The sequence below is a fragment of the Phycisphaeraceae bacterium genome (genome assembly GCA_040222855.1).
In the GTDB taxonomy this organism is placed as follows: Bacteria; Planctomycetota; Phycisphaerae; order Phycisphaerales; family Phycisphaeraceae; genus Mucisphaera.
In genome coordinates, this window is the sequence record JAVKCD010000019.1 from 507,127 (window position 1) to 526,940 (window position 19,814).

Annotated in this window: 16 protein-coding genes; 11 read left to right on the forward strand and 5 right to left on the reverse strand. The window is 63.4% G+C overall.

Annotated elements, in window-relative coordinates; translation table 11 throughout:
• Nucleotides 1–173: 173 nt before the first annotated feature.
• From RIG82_07350 to RIG82_07380, 7 genes are all read left to right on the forward strand, one after another.
• On the forward strand, nt 174–2,132 hold the full coding sequence (locus RIG82_07350) for an efflux RND transporter periplasmic adaptor subunit (GenBank protein MEQ9460749.1): 1,959 nt from the start codon (nt 174–176) through the stop codon (nt 2,130–2,132).
• Between the two features lie 20 nt (nt 2,133–2,152).
• Entirely contained in the window at nt 2,153–4,354 is a 2,202-nt protein-coding gene (locus tag RIG82_07355; protein ID MEQ9460750.1) for a hypothetical protein, read from the forward strand.
• A 57-nt stretch (nt 4,355–4,411) separates the two neighbouring features.
• Nucleotides 4,412–4,762: a DUF3467 domain-containing protein gene (locus RIG82_07360; GenBank protein MEQ9460751.1), complete on the forward strand. Its 351-nt coding sequence runs from the start codon at nt 4,412–4,414 to the stop codon at nt 4,760–4,762.
• A 4-nt stretch (nt 4,763–4,766) separates the two neighbouring features.
• Nucleotides 4,767–6,308 carry a D-alanyl-D-alanine carboxypeptidase/D-alanyl-D-alanine-endopeptidase gene (dacB, locus tag RIG82_07365; protein MEQ9460752.1) on the forward strand — a complete coding sequence of 514 codons (1,542 nt, stop codon included), beginning with the start codon at nt 4,767–4,769 and terminating at the stop codon, nt 6,306–6,308.
• Nucleotides 6,305–6,787, forward strand: coding sequence for a GNAT family N-acetyltransferase (locus RIG82_07370; GenBank protein MEQ9460753.1), 483 nt, complete (start codon nt 6,305–6,307; stop codon nt 6,785–6,787). Before dacB ends, RIG82_07370 begins: the two co-directional genes overlap by 4 nt.
• Nucleotides 6,788–6,992: 205 nt before the next feature.
• The gene (locus RIG82_07375; GenBank protein ID MEQ9460754.1) at nt 6,993–7,349 is read left to right on the forward strand and encodes a hypothetical protein; all 357 of its coding nucleotides are present in this window, start codon (nt 6,993–6,995) and stop codon (nt 7,347–7,349) included.
• Between the two features lie 51 nt (nt 7,350–7,400).
• Nucleotides 7,401–7,628 carry a hypothetical protein gene (locus RIG82_07380; GenBank protein ID MEQ9460755.1) on the forward strand — a complete coding sequence of 76 codons (228 nt, stop codon included), beginning with the start codon at nt 7,401–7,403 and terminating at the stop codon, nt 7,626–7,628.
• Nucleotides 7,629–7,647: 19 nt separating this feature from the next.
• Here RIG82_07380 and RIG82_07385 read toward each other — a convergent pair whose 3' ends face one another.
• On the reverse strand, nt 7,648–10,977 hold the full coding sequence (locus RIG82_07385) for an efflux RND transporter permease subunit (protein ID MEQ9460756.1): 3,330 nt from the start codon (nt 10,975–10,977) through the stop codon (nt 7,648–7,650).
• Between the two features lie 5 nt (nt 10,978–10,982).
• Nucleotides 10,983–12,311 (reverse strand): efflux RND transporter periplasmic adaptor subunit, encoded by a 1,329-nt coding sequence (locus RIG82_07390; GenBank protein ID MEQ9460757.1) that lies wholly within the window; start codon nt 12,309–12,311, stop codon nt 10,983–10,985.
• A gap of 268 nt (nt 12,312–12,579) precedes the next feature.
• On the opposite strand from RIG82_07390, the gene RIG82_07395 reads away from it, so the two are divergent.
• Entirely contained in the window at nt 12,580–13,527 is a 948-nt protein-coding gene (locus tag RIG82_07395; protein ID MEQ9460758.1) for a LysR family transcriptional regulator, read from the forward strand.
• On the opposite strand, the gene RIG82_07400 is transcribed toward RIG82_07395, so the two are convergent.
• The 3 genes from RIG82_07400 to pyk are packed head-to-tail and all read right to left on the reverse strand — an operon-like array spanning nt 13,508 to nt 16,709.
• A complete protein-coding gene (locus RIG82_07400; GenBank protein ID MEQ9460759.1) occupies nt 13,508–14,653 on the reverse strand; it encodes a 5-(carboxyamino)imidazole ribonucleotide synthase in 1,146 nt (381 codons plus the stop codon). The genes RIG82_07395 and RIG82_07400 overlap by 20 nt on opposite strands.
• The gene (gene purE, locus RIG82_07405; protein ID MEQ9460760.1) at nt 14,650–15,150 is read right to left on the reverse strand and encodes a 5-(carboxyamino)imidazole ribonucleotide mutase; all 501 of its coding nucleotides are present in this window, start codon (nt 15,148–15,150) and stop codon (nt 14,650–14,652) included. The genes RIG82_07400 and purE overlap by 4 nt, the downstream gene beginning before the upstream one ends.
• A 23-nt stretch (nt 15,151–15,173) precedes the next feature.
• Nucleotides 15,174–16,709, reverse strand: a complete 1,536-nt coding sequence (gene pyk, locus RIG82_07410) for a pyruvate kinase (protein ID MEQ9460761.1) — start codon at nt 16,707–16,709, stop codon at nt 15,174–15,176.
• A gap of 142 nt (nt 16,710–16,851) precedes the next feature.
• Between pyk and RIG82_07415 the strand changes: the two genes are divergently transcribed.
• From RIG82_07415 to RIG82_07425, 3 genes are all read left to right on the forward strand, one after another.
• Nucleotides 16,852–17,751, forward strand: coding sequence for a DUF3473 domain-containing protein (locus RIG82_07415; GenBank protein ID MEQ9460762.1), 900 nt, complete (start codon nt 16,852–16,854; stop codon nt 17,749–17,751).
• A 293-nt stretch (nt 17,752–18,044) separates the two neighbouring features.
• Nucleotides 18,045–18,569 (forward strand): RNA polymerase sigma factor, encoded by a 525-nt coding sequence (locus tag RIG82_07420; protein ID MEQ9460763.1) that lies wholly within the window; start codon nt 18,045–18,047, stop codon nt 18,567–18,569.
• Entirely contained in the window at nt 18,559–19,758 is a 1,200-nt protein-coding gene (locus RIG82_07425) for a hypothetical protein (GenBank protein ID MEQ9460764.1), read from the forward strand. The genes RIG82_07420 and RIG82_07425 overlap by 11 nt, the downstream gene beginning before the upstream one ends.
• Nucleotides 19,759–19,814 lie beyond the last annotated feature (56 nt).

The following is a 19,814-nucleotide window of genomic DNA, read 5'->3' on the forward strand; positions in this document are numbered from 1 at the left end:
CGCCGCCCCATACAAGTGTCAAGGATCTCCCGCCCTCCCCACAACCCTTCCCCACCGCCCAACCAGGCCCGAGAACCTCACCAGCCACACCCTGCTTACGTCCGAAAACACACACACCACCATTGACAGCACCGCCCCGAAGGGTTCCAATCATGGACTAACCCACACCGAACATGAACCATGATCACTCACCAGTGACCCCCATGCAGGAATCCACAGCTCAAGCCCGGCTCGCCGTTCAGCAGGCCCTCGAGCAGTTCCAACAGCTCGGTGCCGCCGCCGACACGCCCCCCACCGAGGTCGCCAAACGCGTCCTCGCCCTCGTAATCAGCTCTACCCAAGCCTCAGCTGGCGTCGTCTGGCTCACCACCGACGCCTCTGGGCGGGCCTTCAGGGGCATCGCCGCCGAAGGACAACCCGCCCGACGCATTATCGATGAGAACTCGGAACCCGTCGGCGAGGTCGCCAACGCCCTCCGAAAAGCCTGGTCCGACCCCGCCCAGGCCGTCGTGGTCCCACCCGGCGAGATGTCCTTCCAGAACTGCGGCCTAGAGAACGTGGTTCAGTTTTATCTGGCGATCTCCACCGGCCGCAAACGCCTGGGCGTCCTCCAGATCATCTACGCCGACAACCTCGACCCCAAGATCTACCGCGAGTACGTCGGCTTCGCCCAGAAAGCCGCCGAGTCCATCGGCCGCCAGTTCGGACACCGCCAGACCGAACTCGTCGAGCGTTCCGCAACCCATTATAAGGCCCTGCTTGCCCTCCTCCAGAACCTTGGCCGCATCGAAAAGCCCGACGAACTCGCTCACGAACTCGCCCAAGGTGCCCGCCAGCTCTTCAAGGCCCAGCGGGCCGCCGTCGTCGGCTTCTGGCCGCGAAAACCCCAGGCCTGGTTCTCAGACGCCCTCGACCCTAATCCCAAAGCCAATCTCGCTCACGCTGTTCGCACCATCGCCGATGCCGCCCGCCAGGCGGGTCAACCCATCGCTTTCCAGAAGGGCCAGCGGCTCCAGGGTGAAGCCGGAGAACTACAACCATTTGTCGACCAACTCTTCGAGCTGGGTGGGGCTCAGGCCGCCGTCGTGACACCGATCAGCGAAGGCGACCGCACCGACGCCGTCCTGATCGTAGAGCACGAGGCCGCCGTGGACGCCAGCAAGCTCGCCCCAGCCGAACTCGAGCTCGCCCAGTGCGCCGCACCCTTCCTCGCTCGATCCATCGAACTCGATTCACGACCCCTCCGAAGACTATCCCTCCAACTCGCTCAAGCCCGCACCCACCCCCGTCGCGCCGCCTGGCAGGCCACCGCGCTCGCCGCCATCATCCTGACGTTCATCATGGCCATGGTGATGCCCTTCCCCATGGCCATCCGCGCCGATGCCCGCCTCGAACCCCATCAGCAGCACACCCTGACCGCCCCCTTCTCCGGCACCATCACCGAGATCTTGGTCACCCCCGGACAAACCGTCGAGCCCGACCAGCCACTGCTCCAACTCGACACCACCGACCTCGATCAGGAACTCGCCTCGGTCCGCCAATCCATCCTCGAACAGGAACTCGCCCTCCGAGAAGCCCGCACCACCCAACGCCCCGGCGAAATGCTGCTCGCCGAACTACGCACCGAGCAGCTTCGCATCCAGGAAGCCGCCCTGCTACGCCGCATCGATCGCTCCACCCTCCGCAGCCCCATCGCAGGCGTCATCCTCACCAGCCGACCCGAAGAACTCCTCGGCAACACCGTCGATGAAGCCGCCGGCCTCCTGCGCATCGGCAACCTCTCAGGCTTCGACCTCGTCGTCGATGTCCCCGAACAAGACGTCGGCCTCGTCCAGATACGCCTCGCAGACGGTAACGAAGTCCCCGCGACCTTTCTCAGCCGACCCTGGCCAGACCTCGAACAAACCACCCGCTTCGCCAGCCTGCTCGACCTCTCGCCCTCCAGCAGCCCCGACCCCATGACTCAGCTGGTCCGCTATGAGCTACGCACCGACATCCAGCTCGAGGGACTCGAGCCCCACCTCGCGCTGGCCAACCCCACCGGCCGCGCACGTCTCGACCTCGGCTACGCCCCGCTCGGCTGGCGACTCTTCCGAGAAGCATGGCACTACATCCGCATGACGCTCTTTTAGTCCTGCCGGAGCCTCATGCAGTGAACCCCTACAAACCCAGGCCAACACAGCCAACAGGCCAACCCGCCGCTCCCGACGCGCCGCCCCCGGTACCCCTGCCCGCGGCGCGCGCCGACCTACTCATCTCCCCGCAGCTCTACCACGGACAGTCCGTCTACGTCGTCAAAGACCCTGTCGGACTCACCTATTTCCGCATCCGCCCCGCCGAGTACTTCGTCCTCAGACAACTCGACGGCCACAACACCGCCGAACACATCGCCACGCTCTCCGAAGCACGCTTCCCCGACGCCGGTCTCTCCGCCGATGAGATCCGTGCCTTCACGCACCAGCTCCTCAGTGCCGGCCTCCTACTCCCACCCGATCCCGAAGCCGCCAAGCGCCTCAGAGGTATCCGCGACCTCCGCCGATCCAAGATGCGCAAGGCCAAGCTCAAGAGCTTCCTGTTCATCAAGATCCCCGTCTTCGACCCCGAACGATTTCTGACCTGGCTCTATCGCTACGTCGGCTTCGTGATGAACCGGCCAATGATGATCCTCACCATCATCTGGATGCTTGCCTCAGCGGTCATCGCCCTGGCCCACCTCCAGCACATCGGCAACCTCGCCTTCCCGATCCTCAGCTGGACCAACGCCCTGATCTTCACGTCCGTCTTCCTCGCCATCAAAGTCATCCACGAGATCGGCCACGGCCTCGCCGCCAAGCACCACGACCTCGAAGTCCATGAGACAGGCGTCATGCTCATGGTCTTCCTCCCGCTGTTCTACGTCGATACCTCCGACGCCTGGACCCTCCCCGACAAACGCGATCGGCTCTGGATCACCGCGGGCGGGGTCTTCATCGAGATGATCTTCGCCGCCGCCGCTGTATGGATCTGGATCGCCAGCGAGCCAGGCTGGATCAACCAGCTCGCCTTCAACATCATGCTCTCTGCTTCTATCACCTCCCTCCTCTTCAACGCCAACCCCCTACTCCGCTACGACGGCTACTACTTCCTTATGGACTGGGTCGAAGTCCCCAACCTCCAGTCCAAGTCACTCAAGTTCCTCGGGCAATCGTTCGACCGCTATATCCTCCGCTCGCAACCCAAAGAACCGACCCCCGATGAAGCCAAGCGGATGCCCGTCTTCTTTGTCACCTACGCCGTCGCCGCAGGCCTCTACCGCATCATCGTCCTTCTGAGCATCGTCCTCATCGCGTGGACGCTGTTGGACGCCTTCGGCCTCCAGGCCATCGGAGCACTCCTTGGCGTGTTCTCACTGACCACGATGATCCTCCTCCCCGCATGGAAAGGACTCCGGCACGTCTGGAACACCCAGCTCCAATCTCCCACACGCATCGCCGCCACCGCTGTCGTCCTCACCCTCGCGGCCCTCGGCCTGTTCGCGATCTGGTCCTTCCCCGTCACTGAATCGGTCCGGCACCCGGGCGTCATCCTCGCCGAACACCGTGTGCCAATCTATGTCCAAACCGAGGGTGAACTCCGAGAAGTGCTTGTCGATACCGGACAGCAAGTTATGGCCGGAGAGCCGATCGCCATCCTCTCAAACAGCCGCCTGACCGACACTGTCGCTGACCTCCGTATCCAACTCCAAATCCTCGAGGTCGAACGCAACATCGCACGCCGCGACGGCAAGACTGTCGATACCGCCTCCCTCCAGATCCAGATCGATCAACTCAACGACCAACTCCTCTATGGCGAGGAACAGGTCAACCGGCTCACCCTCCGCGCACCCTTCGACGGCCGACTCCACATCAAAGGGAAACTCAAGGACCTCGTCGGCCTCCGAATCCCACGCGGACAGACCATCGGCTCGCTCGTAGGCGACGAAAACCGACGACTCGCCCTAATCGTCCCGCAGGATGACGCCGCTCTGGTCCAACCCGGTCTCAAGGCCAGAGCACGCCTCTGGTCCGCCCCATGGCACGAACTCCACGGCACCGTGGTCGCCGTCGAACGAGCTGGCGTCAGCCAACTCCCCCACCCCGCCCTCGCCACCACCACGGGCGGGGAGGTGGACACCCAGCAAGGCGACCCGTATAAAAGCGCCCCCAGCCGACCTTCCATCCTCGCGTGGATCGAACTGGACCCCGGCACCGATCAGGCCCCGTGGTGGACCGACGGCATGACAGGACGAGGCCGCATCGAAACCGGCCAGACACGTCTCGGACCCGAACAGTGGCGTCGCCTAAGACAAGCACTCACACTCGACTGGTGGATCTGAAACAACAACATTCCCAGGCTCTAAAGCCTGGCTCTCAAAAAAAGAGGAACTCAAGAAGTGGCCAAGACCGAAACCGAAAAGAACGAAACCGTCACCGCGCCCGATCAGCAGCAGGGCCAGCAGCTCCAGCTCCGCATCGATGACGCTGATGCCCCCACCTACTACGCCTCCACCGCCCGAGTCGCTGGCACCGGCGAGGAAATTACCCTCGACCTCTCCCGCGGACTCCAGCCTGGTACCAACAACCAGGCCACCATGAAGATCGACGCCCGCGTCATCCTCAGCCCCTGGGCGGCCAAACGCCTCGCCATGGCCCTTGGCCAGGCCGTCACCCGCTACGAGCAAACCTACGGCACCCTCGAGATCGACCCCCGCAAACGCCTCCAACCCGGCGCGAAGAACGGCTAACTCCTTGATCGCCATCCGGTCATCCCTGAGAGGACTGGCGACGGCCACCCTGGCCCTGGCCATCGCCGCACCCTCGACCGGCTCGGCTCAACAATCCGAACCCGTCACCCTCGACGCCCTGCGCGAGCGCATCGCCGAGATCGAAAACCTCCCCGGTCTCGGTCGAGGGCAGATCGCTGTCTGCGTCGTCGATGTCGCCGGGCGTGAGGTCATCCTCGCACGCAACGCCCAACGCGCGATGGCCCCCGCCTCGGTACTCAAGGTCGTAACCTCCGCCGCAGGTCTCGCCCGACTCGGGCCCGAGTACACCTGGAAAACCCACCTCCAGACCGTAGGCACCGTTAACGATCAAGGCGTCCTCGACGGAACCCTCATCCTCAAAGGCTCAGGCGACCCCACTCTGGGCTCCTGGCGATTCGAGGCCGACGGCTTCCCCGGCCTCACCGCCTGGACCGACCTGGCCGCCAAGGCCGTCGCCGACGCTGGCATTAAGACCATCCAGGGCGACGTCCTCGCCGACGCCTCCATCTTCAGCGACCAGCTCATCCCTGACGACTGGACCTGGGACGACATCGGCAACTACTACGCCGCCGGCGTCGCGGGCGTCAACCTCCACGAAAACCTCTACCACCTCGACTTCCAAATCCCCAACCGCCAAGGCGACCCCACCACCATCACCGACATCCGGCCCGCCCAGACAGGCGTCGCATTCCACAACCGCGTCACCGCAGGACCCCCCGGATCAGGAGATCACGCCTACATCTACTCCACACCCTACGCCCAACTCGCCATCGTCCGCGGGACCCTCCCCTCCGACGCAGGAACCTACTCCATCCGCGGGGCTATCCAGGACCCCGCACTCTTCGCCGCCCGAGAACTCGTCGCCGCCCTCAACCGCGCCGGCATCGAAGTCACCGGAAAGCCAGCGGGAACTTTCCAGCAGCCACGACTCGGCGAAGGCGAGCGCAACACGCTCTGGACCCACACCTCCCCACCACTCTCCCGCGTCGCCTTCTGGCTCAACAAGCAGTCCGTCAACCTCTTCGCCGAAGCCGTGACCCTCACGCTCGCCGTCGAAGAAGGACGCACAGGAACAACCAACAGCGGCACCCAAGTCACCGTCGAAATCCTCGAGAGCCTGGGCGTCGATACCGCCGGCATGATCCTCGCCGACGGCAGCGGGCTCTCACGACGCAACGCTGTTACAGCTCGGCAAGTCTGCTCGATCCTCGAACGAATGACGGCCCATCCCTCGTTCCCCACCTTCTTCGACTCACTCCCCGCCGCTGGCGTCCCCGACGACCCCAGCTCGTTCTCAAGCCTCGGCGTCGACACGCCCGCCGCCAACAACCTCCGCGCCAAGAGCGGCTTCATCGGACACGTCCGCGCCTACGCTGGCTACGTCGAAGACGCCTCTGGCCGCCAACTAGCCTTCTGCCTGATCGCCAACGGCTTCCCGGGCTCCAGCGCCCCGGTCACCAACGCCTTCAAAGACCTGATGGTCGATCTCGCACGCCTCACCGATAAAGAAATGCCCGCCCCGTGACCTCCCCCCGGCTCATCATCAGACCCGCTGACCTCTCCGAAGCCCAGGACGCCAACAACCTCCTCCACCTGATCGATGCCTACGCCCGCGACCCCATCGGCAACGATGGACCCCTCGCCCCCGAAACCTACCAACGCCTCATCCCTGCCCTCCGCAGCCACCCCGCGACCCAAGCCCATCTCGCCCTCCTCGACGAGAAGCCCGTCGGCTACGCCATCACCCTCCTGAGTTTCTCCACCTTCAAAGCCGCCAACGTCCTCAACCTCCACGACATCGCCGTCCTCCCCGAGCACCGCGGGCAAGGCATCGGAAACGCCCTCCTCGACTACCTCGATCAGCACGCCCGCCAACTTGGCTGTTGCAAGATGACCCTCGAGGTTCGTGTCGATAATCCCGCCCAAAAACTCTACCAGCGGGTTGGCTTCGGCTCCGGCGAAGCCTTGGAGCACTTCCTCACCCGCTGGTGCCTGCCAGACTGACTCACCCCACTCGATATCTGCCCATTTCTTGCGCAGCGCTTACACTCCATACCTGCGGTTGCCTAGTATCAGAGCAGCGGGGAAGCCCTTAGCCCTAATAAGTCTTCTGGCACAAGCTTTGCAGCACTAATCGTAGCCAAGCTCCAGAACAGGTTGTCCGGGACCGAGTGCGAAGCTCACAGACGCCAACAGAACAGACTGCAGCATGCTCGTCGCCACACCACACAACCACGCCCACGGGCCGCATCCCGGCCTCGAACGCCTCAGCGACCTCACCCACGCCCTCGAAGACGCCGTCATCACCGTCGCAGAGGACCGCCACGCCCACCGCTACATGGGGCAGCTCGCCCATATGCTCGGCCGCGTGCACGAACTCCAGGATGACTCCGTCGATGCCTCGGGCCGAAACAACAGAATCGATGAGACCCCTTCGCTACGCCTGGGCGTCGAAGAGCTCTCCAACCGCACCCTGTGGCTTCAGCACAACGCCACGGCCCACGAAGACGACGACCTGGCCCGAGCCTTTCAAGGCCTCCACCAGCGGCTCGCCTCTCTGAGCTGATCACAGCCCAAAGCGCTCGCCATGTTCCCCTGTTCACCCTACGATCAGGGCATGCAGTGCAACATCGACCGTCGCGGCAGCAGCATTCGGATCACCATAGGCATCATCCACCTCGTCGCCGCCGCCATCCTCGGCGTCCTCATGCTTCTCGCGATCCTCACCTCACCCTGGTGGTGGCTCGCCCTCGCAATCCTCCTCGCCGTCGGAGCCTTCACCCTCTTCGAAGGCGTCAATGGCTGGTGCGCCGTCCGAGCCATGGGATTCCACACACCCTTCTAAACCCACAAGCCTCGAACACCTACACCAACGCTCCTTGCTCCTCGGCGACCGCACCCTCCTCCTCGACATCCGGGATCTCGACCGGCCGGTGCACCACCCTCGGCCGCGGCTTCTCGTGCCACAACCAGTACGCCAGGTCACAGATGTCCTCAAAAATCAGCAACAGACTCGGCAGCAACAACAAAATCAAGAGCGTCGCCGAGATCAACCCCGCCGCAATCGAGATCGCCATCGGAATCAAAAACCTCGCCTGAAACGAGGTCTCCAACAACAGAGGCGTCAAACCCAGCACCGTGGTGATCGTCGTCAGCGCAATCGGCCTTAGCCTTGCCTTGCCCGCCTCCACCAGCGCCTCTCGCAATACAACCCCATGCTCGATCAACTGATTCACAAACTTCACATAGATCAGCGAATCGTTGACCACGATCCCCGACAGCGCAATAAACCCTATGAGACTCAAAAAAGTGATCTCGTAATCAAGCAGCCAGTGACCCCACACCACACCGATGATCGCAAATGGCACGCCCGTCAACACCAGCAACGGCTGCACATAACTCGAAAACAGCCAAGCCAGAATCACATAAATCATCACCATCGCCGCCATAAAACCATAGGGCAGCGACCGGAACGCATCCGCCTGCTGCTCCTGACGACCCGCAAACTCGATCGTCAATCCCGGATAGTGCGCCTGCAACTCACCCCACATCGAACGGCCCGTCTCCGGATCAATCTCAGCCAGCGCACCCGTAACCAACTCCGGCGACAAACCCGGGTCAGTCTCCGCCGTCACCGTCACGGCACGATTCCGATTCACCCGCGTGATCGCCGAGTACGTCAGCGTTTCCTCCACCGTCACGATCTCCGCCAATGGAACCGCCTCGCCCCACGGACTGATCACCCACAAACGCTCCATCGCCCCAAGGTCCCGCCGCGTCGCTTCATCCAGCCGAACCCGCACATCAATATCTTCCTGCCGCGCCGCAAACACGTGCGCATCAATCCCAAACAGCGCCCCACGCACCTGTTGTGCCACGTTCACCGCATCAAAACCCAACGCCGCGCCCGAAGGCGTCACCGAGAACTGAAGCTCAACTTGACCCAAGTCCTGGTCATCAAAAATATCATTGACCCCTCCAAACTCCGCCAGCATGCGCTTGACCTCAAGCACCGCCTGCTCAATACGCTCCTGATCCTTGCCGCTCACCCGAACCGTGATCGAAGGCCCACCAGGCCCGCCCGAAAGCTCCTCAAACACCAACCGCTCAGTACCCAGGTCCTTCCCGCTCAGCGCCGCACGGATGTTCGCAATCACCTCAGGCGACGGCAGATCACGCTCCTCGACAGCGACCAGCTCAACAAACATCTGCGCCGTGTGCGGAGCATTCGCCGTCTCATTTGTGTCGATGTTCGTCGACTCCCCCACCACCGACGTCACCGAACGAACCTCACGCTGCGCCCGAACCGCCTCCTCCACCTCCGCCACCACCGCCTCAGTCCCAGACAAAGACGTCCCGATCGGCATCCGCAGATTCACCAACACCGTCTCGGCGTCATTCTTCGGCAAAAAGACAAACGGCACATGCCCCCCCTGCACCATCCCCAACGACGCCAGCAACACCGCAACCCCGATCGAAAGCGTCAGATAACGCCGATGCAGCGCTCGCTCCAGAACCCGCGCATAGGCCGGGATCAACCGATTATGGATCTGACCATCTCGCCATCGCTCGAAACGCTGACTCCAGGTCGGCGCACGATCCTTGTTCTTCTCGGCACTCCGATCACGTGCCAACAGACTGTGCCCGAGGTGACTCGGCAGGATCAGCAACGACTCAATCAGACTCATGAACAACGCACAAGCCACCACCGCAGGCAACGCCCCCAGCAAATCCCCGATCTGACCCTCAATAAACGTCAGCGGCAAAAAAGCCACGATGCTCGTCATCACTGTCGCTACCACCGGCCACGTCACCTGCCGAGTTCCCCGCACCGCCGCCAGCAAGGCCGGCTCGCCCCGGTCATGCCGCGCCTGAATGTTCTCCGACACCACAATCGCATCATCCACCAACAACCCCAGCACCACAATCAGACCAAACATCGTCAAGAGATTCAGCGTGATATCAAACCACGCCATGATCACGATCGTCCCCGCCAACGCCGTCAGCAAACCCACCCCCACCCAGAACGCCACCCGCCAGTTCAGAAACGTCACCACCGTTGCGAAGACCAGAATCGCACCCCAAAAAGCATTCCGCGTCAACAGGTCCAGACGACCCTCAACAAACCGCGCCAGGTCCGAGTTGGTCTCGATCTGCGCCTCCGTCGGCAACGCCGTGGCTCGATCCATCCCCAACCGCCAGGCCCCGAGCCGATCCGTCTCCGACCAATACCCCGCCACCGCTAGTCGATCCAACAGACCCGTCGCCTCGAAGTCTCGCCCCTGCCGCGCCGCCACATACGCCCGCACCATCTCCGCCATCCGCACGATGTCCTGACGCCCGACCTTGTAAACCGTCAGGCTCGCCGAGGGCTGCCCATTAAAACGAATGCTGATCTGTGAATCGACAAACCCATCGCGCACCGCCGCGATCTCCCCCAGCCGGATCACCGTCCCATCCTCACCCGTCACAATCGGGATCTGCCGCATCTGCTCAGCCGTCTCGACCACACCCATCGTCCGCACCCGCACGTCCCCGCTTGCGCCGCGCAGTGTGCCCCCAGGCACTTCCAGCATCCACGCCCGAACCCGGTCCGCCACCGCAGGCAAACTGATCCCGTGCTCAATCAGCGACTCAACCTGAACATCAACCCCCATCTCGTAATCACGCACCCCTTCGATCCGCGCATCACCCATCCCATCCAGCAGACGCAGGTCATCCCGCACCCCACGGATCGCCTCCTTCAACACCGCCTCGTCATAGTCGCCAAACACCGTGACCCGGATCACCGGCAACTCGGGCTCGAAGAGCGTGACCCTAAGCTCCTCCGCCTCGTCCGGCAGGTCCTGCAGCGAATCAATCGTGCGCTCGACCTCATCGAACGCCTCATCAACATCCACCGCTTCCCGGAACGTCACCACGATCGACCCGCCACCCTCCAGCAGCGTCGTCCGCAGCTCATCCACCTCATCCAACTCGATCAGCGCATCCTCAACCTTGATCGCCAGCGCATCCTCAATCTCCTCCGGCGTCGCACCGGGATAAGGAAGCGACACTGACGCCCGCTCCGGGTCCGACTCCGGAAAAAACTCCTTGCGCAACGACAACCCGTAAAAAATCCCCGCCAGCAGAATCGCCCACATCAACAGGTTGATCGGAACCGGTCGCTCCACCCCAAAACGGATCAGGCTCATCGGATTCAAGGCTCTACCCCGGCCAGGGCTTCAACCGCCCGAGTCTCAACCCGGACACCATCACGCAGCAGCGCCGTCGACTCCGAAACCACCAACTCACCCTCGCTAAGACCCGATTCCTCCCCCAACACCACCCACTCCGCAAAAGGAAGCCCCGCCAACACTTCCTTCAGCGTGTACCGAACCGACACCGCACGACTCACCAAACCCCCATCCTCCACCACAAACACACGCCCCGCGCGCACCGCCCGACGCGGGATCACCAGGTCCCCCTCAGTCCGCAGGCCAGGGACCTCCACCGACACAAAGAGACCAGGCGTCAACGTCGTCGCCGCCGAAGCATCAGCGCCCTGCTGCTCGACCATCACGTAAGCCGTCAACGTCCGCGTCGCCCCATCATCCGTCGGGTTGATCCGCGCAATCCGACCGACCCATCGCCTTGATGCGTCCGATGCCGCCACCACCACCGCCTCGTCCCCCAACGAAAACGTCCCGCGCGAAGACGCCGGCAGCCGCACCGGGACCTCAATCCGCGAAACATCCACCACCTCTGCCATCACCTGCCCAGGCGTCACACTCTCCCCCACCTCCAGATCATGCATCGACACCACACCATCAATCGGACTCACCAGACGACTCCGCTCAACACTCAACTCAGCGAGCGCCAACCGAGCCCGAGCCGACTCACGCGCCGCCTCCAACCCCGCCCGTCGAGACGGCAGACCCTCCAAACCTTCCTGCGAAGCAAGACGCTCCCGGGCCACCATCAGCCGATCACGCTCAGCCCGCTCCACATCCGCCACGTTCGCCGCATTCCGTTCAGACAGGTCCCGCAGCCGATCCTCCTGCCGCTGCGCGATCGCCAAATCCTCATCCAACAACCGCAACCGGTCCGCCAGACGATCACCCTCGATCACCAAGCGATCCAACTCCGAGTCGAGTCGCGCTATCTCCTGACGTTCCGCATCGCCCTGCCGCTCAAAATCATCCGAGTCCAGCACCGCCAGCAGTTGCCCCGCCTTCACGGCGACACCCGCCTCGATCCCCTCCGGCACCGCCTCCACGACACTCGCGACCCGAGCCGGCACCCTCGCTTGCTGCAAAGCCTCCGCACGGCCGTAACCCTGCCACGGACGCTGAACCCCCATCCGTTCCACCTGATACACCGGCACCACCACCATCGAAGCACCATCCGGATCGACCCGCGCCGCCTCGGTCCGCGAGGCGATCAGCATCCACATCACCAACACCCCCGACAACACCACAGCCAACGCCACGACGCTTCGCGTCACAGCGGCCACGGGTCGTCGGAGCCGTTCCTTGCTCTGGGCCATAGCTTCGTCCTTGATCTAGATCGGAGTCTAGCCGCTCCGCCCTGTCTTGCCTTGGCCCCCTAGAGTTTCCGGGCGTTGTGCGACCGGTGAGAACGAGTCCGGAAAATCACATAAACGGACCCGGGCTACTTGTAATCTCTCCGCCATACGTTAGGCTTTATCTATCGAGGCGCAACGCATTATATAAACTATGTTTATCGCCATCAACGACGTATACTTCCCATTCAAAGCTAGGTGTTGAACCTCCTCAAACCAGAAATCCGGGCTTTTGGCTAACCTTAACTTCCACCACCTTCACCACTTCTGGGCCGTCGCCCGCGAGGGCAGCATCGCCCGAGCCTCCGAGACCCTCAACGTCTCCCCGCCCACCATCAGCACCCAGATCAAGGCCCTCGAAACCGCCCTCGGCGAACCCCTGTTCCACCGCAGGGCCCGACGCATGGACCTCACCGAAATCGGGCAATGCGTCTTCGAGTACGCCGATGACATCTTCTCGCTCGGCAACGAACTGGTCCGCTCGGTCCAGAACGGCGAGATCAGCCAGAAACGAAACCGCATCGTCATCGGCGTCACCGAGTCCCTCCCCAAACTCATCGCCCACTCCATCCTCCGACCCGCCATCGACGCCACCAACGCCCCACGCGTTGTCTGTCGTGAGGGTGACCTCGAAACCCTGATGCTCGACCTCGCCAGCTTCAGACTCGACCTGGTCCTCTCCGAAGAGCCCGCCCCCGCCTCTAGCCCGCTCAAAGTCTTCAGCCACAAGCTCGGCGACTCCGGCATCAGCTTCTACGCCACCGCAGAACTCGCCGCGCAACTCAAAGGCGAGTTTCCCAATAACCTCGACGGTGCCCCCCTGCTGATCCCCACCGAACGCAACGTCCTCCGCCGGACCCTGGACCAGTGGTTCACCCAGCTGGATATCCAGCCTCGGATCGTCGCCGAGTTCGAAGACACCGCCCTGACCAAGTACTTCGCCGCCGATGGCACCGGCATCCTCGCCATCCCCACCGTCGTCGGCGAAAACTCCGCACGACTGTTCGGCCTCGAGCTGATCGGCAGCAGCGAACAGTGCCGCGAAAGCTTCTACATCATCAGCCCCGAACGCAAACTCACTCACTCCGCCACCCTGATGCTCACCGATCGCGCTCGCAACAATCTCTTCACCAACCAAAGCGACGACGCGATCGAATCCCTCAACAACCAGAATCCGTGATCTTCGACCGCGCCGACACCACACACCGCTCCGCCTCTGACGCCGTCGCCCCCAGCGCCGTGAGGTGCCCCATTTTCCGACCCACCCGAGGATCATGCTTCCCATAAAGATGCAGCGACACCCCCGCCTCACCCAATACATCCAACCACGCTGGCTCGCCATCAACCCACAGATCGCCCAATAGATTCACCATCGCCGCCGGTCCACGCCAGCCAACGTCTCCCAAGGGCAAGCCCGCCACCGCGCGCAGGTGCTGCTCGAACTGAGACGTGGCGCAAGCCTCGATCGTCACGTGCCCCGAGTTGTGCGGGCGCGGGGCCAACTCATTGACCATCAGCGACCCGTCACCCAAAACAAACATCTCAACACACAACACGCCCACCAGCGTCAATCGCTCCGCCACCCGACCCACCAACCCCAACGCCACTGATGACGACGCCTCGCTCAAACCCGATGGGTACACGCTCACGTCCAGGATGTGGTTCGCGTGTCGGTTCCAGATCGGACCGTAAAACGACATCGCCCCATCCATCCCGCGCGCGACGATCACCGACACCTCGCGCTCGTAAGGCACCCACGCCTCCGCCACACACCGCACACGCCCCAGCTCAGCAAAACCAGCCTTCGCTTCGTCGAGCGAAGTCACCACCAGTTGCCCCTTGCCGTCATACCCCGCCGCGGAGGTCTTGAGCACCCGCTTGGCATCCCACCACGCCGGTTCTTTATCGAAGTCGTCCGCCGAATCGACCACGCGCACGTCCGGGAGCGGGCAGCCGATCTCCGCGAGAAACGATTTCTCCCGCGCACGATCTTGGGCCACCTCAAGGATCGCGGGTGATGGCAGCAGACGAGTCACCTCATCCACCGCCCGAGCGGTCGCCAAAGGGATGTTCTCCCACTCCAGCGTGACCCGATCACACGCCCCCGCGAACGCCCGCAGCGCCCCGTCATCATCCCAGTTCGCTTGTGTGTGCGCATCACTCACCTGCGCGGCTGGCGGGTCGTCACCCGGATCGAACACATGTACGCGGTAACCCATCCGCTTGGCCGCCTGCGAGAGCATGCGCCCGAGTTGCCCGCCCCCCAGTACGCCGATCGTCGCTCCTGGCAGGATCACCCCACTCATGCCAGCGTCTGGCCTCGACTTGCCTCGGCTTGCTCCGATGCAAACTCAGCCAACGCTTTCGCCAGAGCGGGTTCGTGCAACGAGAGAATCCGCACGGCGAGTAGCCCCGCATTCTTCGCGCCTGAGGTCCCGATCGACAGCGTCCCAACGGGCACGCCGCCGGGCATCTGCACGATTGACAGCAGGGAATCCACCCCGCTGAGCGCTTTGCTCTGAACCGGCACGCCCAGCACGGGCAGCGTCGTGTGTGACGCCACCATGCCCGGCAGGTGCGCCGCTCCGCCCGCGCCCGCAATGATCACCTCGATCCCCCGATCCCGCGCCGTGCGCGCGTACTCCGCCATGTCCTCGGGGGTCCGGTGCGCCGAGACGACGCGACACTCGTGGGCCACGCCAAACCGCTCGAGCGCCGCCGACGCCTCCTGCATGGTGGGCCAGTCGCTCTGGCTCCCCATGATCACGCCAACACACGGATTCTTGGCTCCGGAGCTGCTCATGGCCGCATCCTACCCCACACGCCCTACTCGGGGCCCGGTTGATCCTCGAGCTTGCAGACGTCGCCGAGGTAGTGGACCTGGACCTGATTGGTCACGCCGGGCACGCCGATCGGCTGGCCCTTGACAAACACGACCGGATCCCCCGCTTCGCCCCAGCCGTGGGTGCGGAACATCTTGTCCACGGCATCCACAAACTCACTGGTGCCTGCAGGTCGCTCCATGTGCATGGGGATCACGCCAAAGAGCAGCGTCATCTGCCGTAGAGCCTGGAGGTTGGAGCTCACCGCGATGATCGGGACGGTCATACGGCTGTGCGCCAGGTAGCGCGCGCCGCCGCCCAGCTCGGACCACATGACCACGCAGTTGGGATGGATGTCCTCGACGATGACCTTGACGGCGCGCGCGAGGGCCGCGGTGCGGTATTTGGAGCCGCGGAGGGCGGTGTCGCGGAGGCCGTAGGCGGTGGGCTGCTCGGCGACGAAGCGTTCGGTCATCACGGCGGTCTGTTTCATGACGTAGACGGCCTGCACGGGGAAGCGGCCGACGGCGGTTTCGCCTGAGAGCATGACGGCGTCGGCCCCGTCGCAGATGGCGTTGGCAACGTCGGAAACCTCGGCCCGCGTTGGGGTTGCGTGCTCGATCATGCTCTGGAGCATCTGGGTCGCGACGATGACCGGCTTGCCCAAGCGGTGGCACGACTCGATGATCTGCTTCTGGATGACCGGGACGCGGGGCAGGTCCATCTCGACGCCCAGGTCGCCGCGGGCGACCATGACGCCATCGGAGACCTCGATGATGTCTTCGAGCTGGTCGATGGCCTGGGGTGTTTCGAGTTTGGCGATGACGGGAAGGCGGGTGGTGCTGAAGCGGGTGACGTTGTCGCGGCCGCGGTCCTTCATCAGGTCGAGTAAGTCCTGCACGTCCTGGGCTTTACGGACGAAGCTCAGGGCGAGGTAATCGAGTTCGCGGCGGATGGCCCAGTCGATGCACTTCTTGTCGTAGTCGGTGACGGAGGGTGCGGAGATGTCGGAATCGGGGAGGTTGACGCCTTTGCCGTTGGAGATGCGCCCGCCTTCGGTCACGCGGCAGTGGAGTCGGGGGCCGTCTTCGGCGTCGATGCGGTCGATGGCGAGGAGACGGACGGCGCCGTCGTCGATCAGAACTCGTTGTCCCACATCGACTTCCTCGACGAAGACCGGGTAGTTGGTGGAGAGGACGACGAGGTTGGACTCAGTGTCGCGGTGTCCGATGAGGGCTTCGGTGGTGAACTCGACGCGGTCGCCGGTTTTGATGTCGAACCCGCCGGCGTCGAGTTTTCCGAGTCGGATTTTGGGTCCGCAGAGGTCGCCGAGGACGCCTACGGGGATGCCGAGCTGCTCGGAAGCGGCCCTGATGAGCCCCAGGGCGTGATCAAAGGAGTCGAAGTCCCCGTGAGAGAAGTTGATGCGGAAGGCTCGGACGCCCTCTTCGATGAGGCGGGTGACGGTCTCCTGGGTGGCGGAGGCGGGCCCGATGGTGGCCAGGATCTTGGTCAGGATGGCGTGATTGGGGTCATGCAAGGGCTCATATCTCCGTCAAACGCGCTTCTATCGGGCCGTGCTCGACAATCAAACGTGGCACGAGGGGGTTGTCGAAAGGTAGTTTGTGCGCTCCAACCCGACATTTTCATCATCGGCTCCGGCGGCCCCCAGACGCGAGCCGGTGCGTGTGTTGACGGTCGATGTGGAGGAGGCGTGGCAGACGGAGGTGGCGCGGAAGGTGGTGGATCGGTCGAGCTGGGACGGGCGTGAGGCGCGGGTGGAGATCGGGACGCGGGCGGTGGTGGAGATGATGGGTCGGAACGATGTTCGGGGGACGTTTTTTTTTCTGGGGTGTGTGGCGCGGCGGCATCCGGGGTTGGTGCGGGAGGTGGCGGCGGCGGGGCATGAGATCGCGTGTCATGGGGATCAGCACGATCATCTGAGTCGGCTGGATGCGGCGCGGATGCGGGCGGATGTGGAGCGGGCGCGGAAGACGCTGGAGGATTTGGTGGGCGAGGCGGTGGTGGGGTATCGGGCACCGACGTGGTCGGTGACGCGGCGGACGGGGTGGGCGGTGGATGTTCTTTTAGAGGCGGGGTTTGTTTATGACGCGTCGGTCTTTCCGACGGTGCATCCGAGTTACGGGGTGAGCGATGCGCCGCTGGGGGCGTTTCGGGTGAAGGGACATGAGGCGGGGAGAGAGTTGTTGGAGATTCCGCCTCTGATGTGGCGGGTCGGGAAGCGGCGGGTGCCGGTGGCGGGTGGCGGGTACTTTCGGTTGCTGCCTTCGTCGCTGATGGAGCGGGGGATCGAGCAGGCGGGTCGTGAGGGGCGTCCGGCGGTGGTGTATTTCCATCCGTGGGAGTTTGATGGGGGGCAGCCGCGTTTGGATTTGCCTTGGTTGAGCCGGGTGCGGATGTATGTGGGGGTGGGTTCGGCGTTGGGGCGGCTGGAGCGTGTGGTGAAGAGGTTTGCGGGGTGGACGCCGATGCGGGAACGGATTGCTGAGTTGGAGGGGATGAGTGTTGGGGGTGGGGTGGTGGTGTTGGGGGAGGGAGAACAGGGGCGGGTGGCGGCGTGATGTTGGTGCAGCTGCGCCGGGGGTAGTCGTATTGGTGGGGGCGGTTTGCTTTCGTGTTGATGGGGTGTGGCAGAGGGTGGGGCGTGACCACCCTCAGCTCCCGCAGGGGGCTCGTTGGGACGGTTGGGGTGGTTGGGTGGTTGTCTCTTTGGTAAGCGCCTGGTTGCTGGTGGCGGGCACGGGTCACTCGCCTGCGGCGAGGATGACCCGTGGCACCCGAGCGGAATCTGAGCGGATGGGGTGTAAGGCGGGGTGGGGTTGGGGTACGAATGGTGGTGAAGGGATGTTCACTATTGTCTGAGCGCGACCACGAGCTTGTGTTTCTGGAGTGGCTGGAGCGGCATGGGGCTGCGGTGGTGAAGGTGGCGCGGGCTTATGCGGTGACGGAGGAGGAGTGTCAGGACCTGGCGCAGGAGATTCTGTTGCAGGCGTGGCGGTCGGTGGAGCGGTTTGAGGGTCGGTCGATGGCGTCGACGTGGTTTTATCGGGTGGCGCTGAATACGGGGATGAACTGGAAGCGGAACGATCTCAAGCGGAGGCAGCGGCAGCGGCCGATGTTTGATGTGGCGGTGGTGTCGGATGAGGGGGTGGATGGGTCGGTGCGGGCGGAGCGGCGGGAGGTGGTGGAGCGGTTGTACCGGGCGATTCATCGGCTGCCTAAGGCGGATGCGGCGTTGGTGCTGTTGTATCTGGAGGAGCTGAGTTATCGGGAGATGGCGGAGGTGCTGGGCATCTCGGAGAGCCATGTGGGTGTGAAGCTGAACCGGGCGAAGAAGGCTCTGCGAGAGCTGATGGAAGGGACGAGCGATGGAGCGTGATCCTCTGCAAGAGGCGTGGCGGGCGCATAGTTCTGAGATGCGTGTGACGGCTGACCACGAGGCGTTGTTGCGTGAGGTGCGTCGGAACCAGCGTTATCTGGATGCGATGCTGAGGGCTCGGGACTACCGGGAGGTGGGGGTGGGGTTGTTGCTGATCCCGGTGTGGTTCGGGATGACGCTGCTGCTGGATGAGACGCTGTGGACGTGGTACCTGGGCATTCCCGGGTTCTTGTGGCTGGTCGTGTTCATGCTGGTGTTTCGGCTGCGGTACGGGAAGTCGCGGGTGCAGGCGGACGATGCGTTGGTGGATCAGGTGAAGGAGGCGCTGCGTCAGGTTGAGGATCAGATGTGGCTGCTGCGACATGTGCTTTGGTGGTACATCCTTCCGCTGCTGGTGCCGATGCTGGTGTGGCTGGTGCATCTGGGTTGGGTGATGTCGGATTCCGGGGTGATCGAGACGGTGGTGTTCACGGTGATGATGTTGGTGTTTCTGGTGGGGTTGAATGTGTTCGTTTATTGGCTCAATCAGCGCGTTGTGCGGAGCGAGCTGGCGCCGCGGCGTGATGAGTTGGTTGCACTGCTTGAGAGTCTTGAGGTAACCGATGAAGAAGAGGAGTCTGTGATGCGGAAGCGAGATGGGCGGTTTGGTTTTGGTGGTTATCTCTCGATGATTCTGGCTGCTTGTGCGCTTTCGGCGTTGGTGCTGCCGGTGGGTTTGGCGGCGACGGACTGGGTGCGGTCGGCGATTGCGGATGAGGAGTTCACGGCGGATTCGCTGTTGCGGACGGAGGGGGTGGGGTATCCGCGGGTGTCGCCTTTTGAGGCGATCGAGTGGGGCGAGGCTGAGGACGATGTGATCCCAAGGGTGAAGGTGGATGGGGTGTGGTATTTCCTGGGTTCGATTCACATGGTGACGGTGAGTGATCTGGTGGCGTTCAGCCGTGAGACGTTTGGAGATCGCTGGCAGAAGCGGATTGATGAGGACCTGGTGGAGGTGCTGTCGAAGATGGGGCACCCTCCTGGGGAGACGGTGTTGCTTCGGATGGTGTCGGTGGAGGAGACGGAGTTTGTGTCGGTGGAGGTGTTGATGACGGAGGAGAATCGGCGGGCGATCTGGCGGGCGCGGCGAGAGGTTGAGGATGCTGCGGATGATTTGGAAGCAGAAGACGCCGAGATGGAATCGGAGTGATCTGGTCAAGAGAAAACCCCGGATGGTGGTCCGGGGTTTTAAGTGTGGTCTGGTTT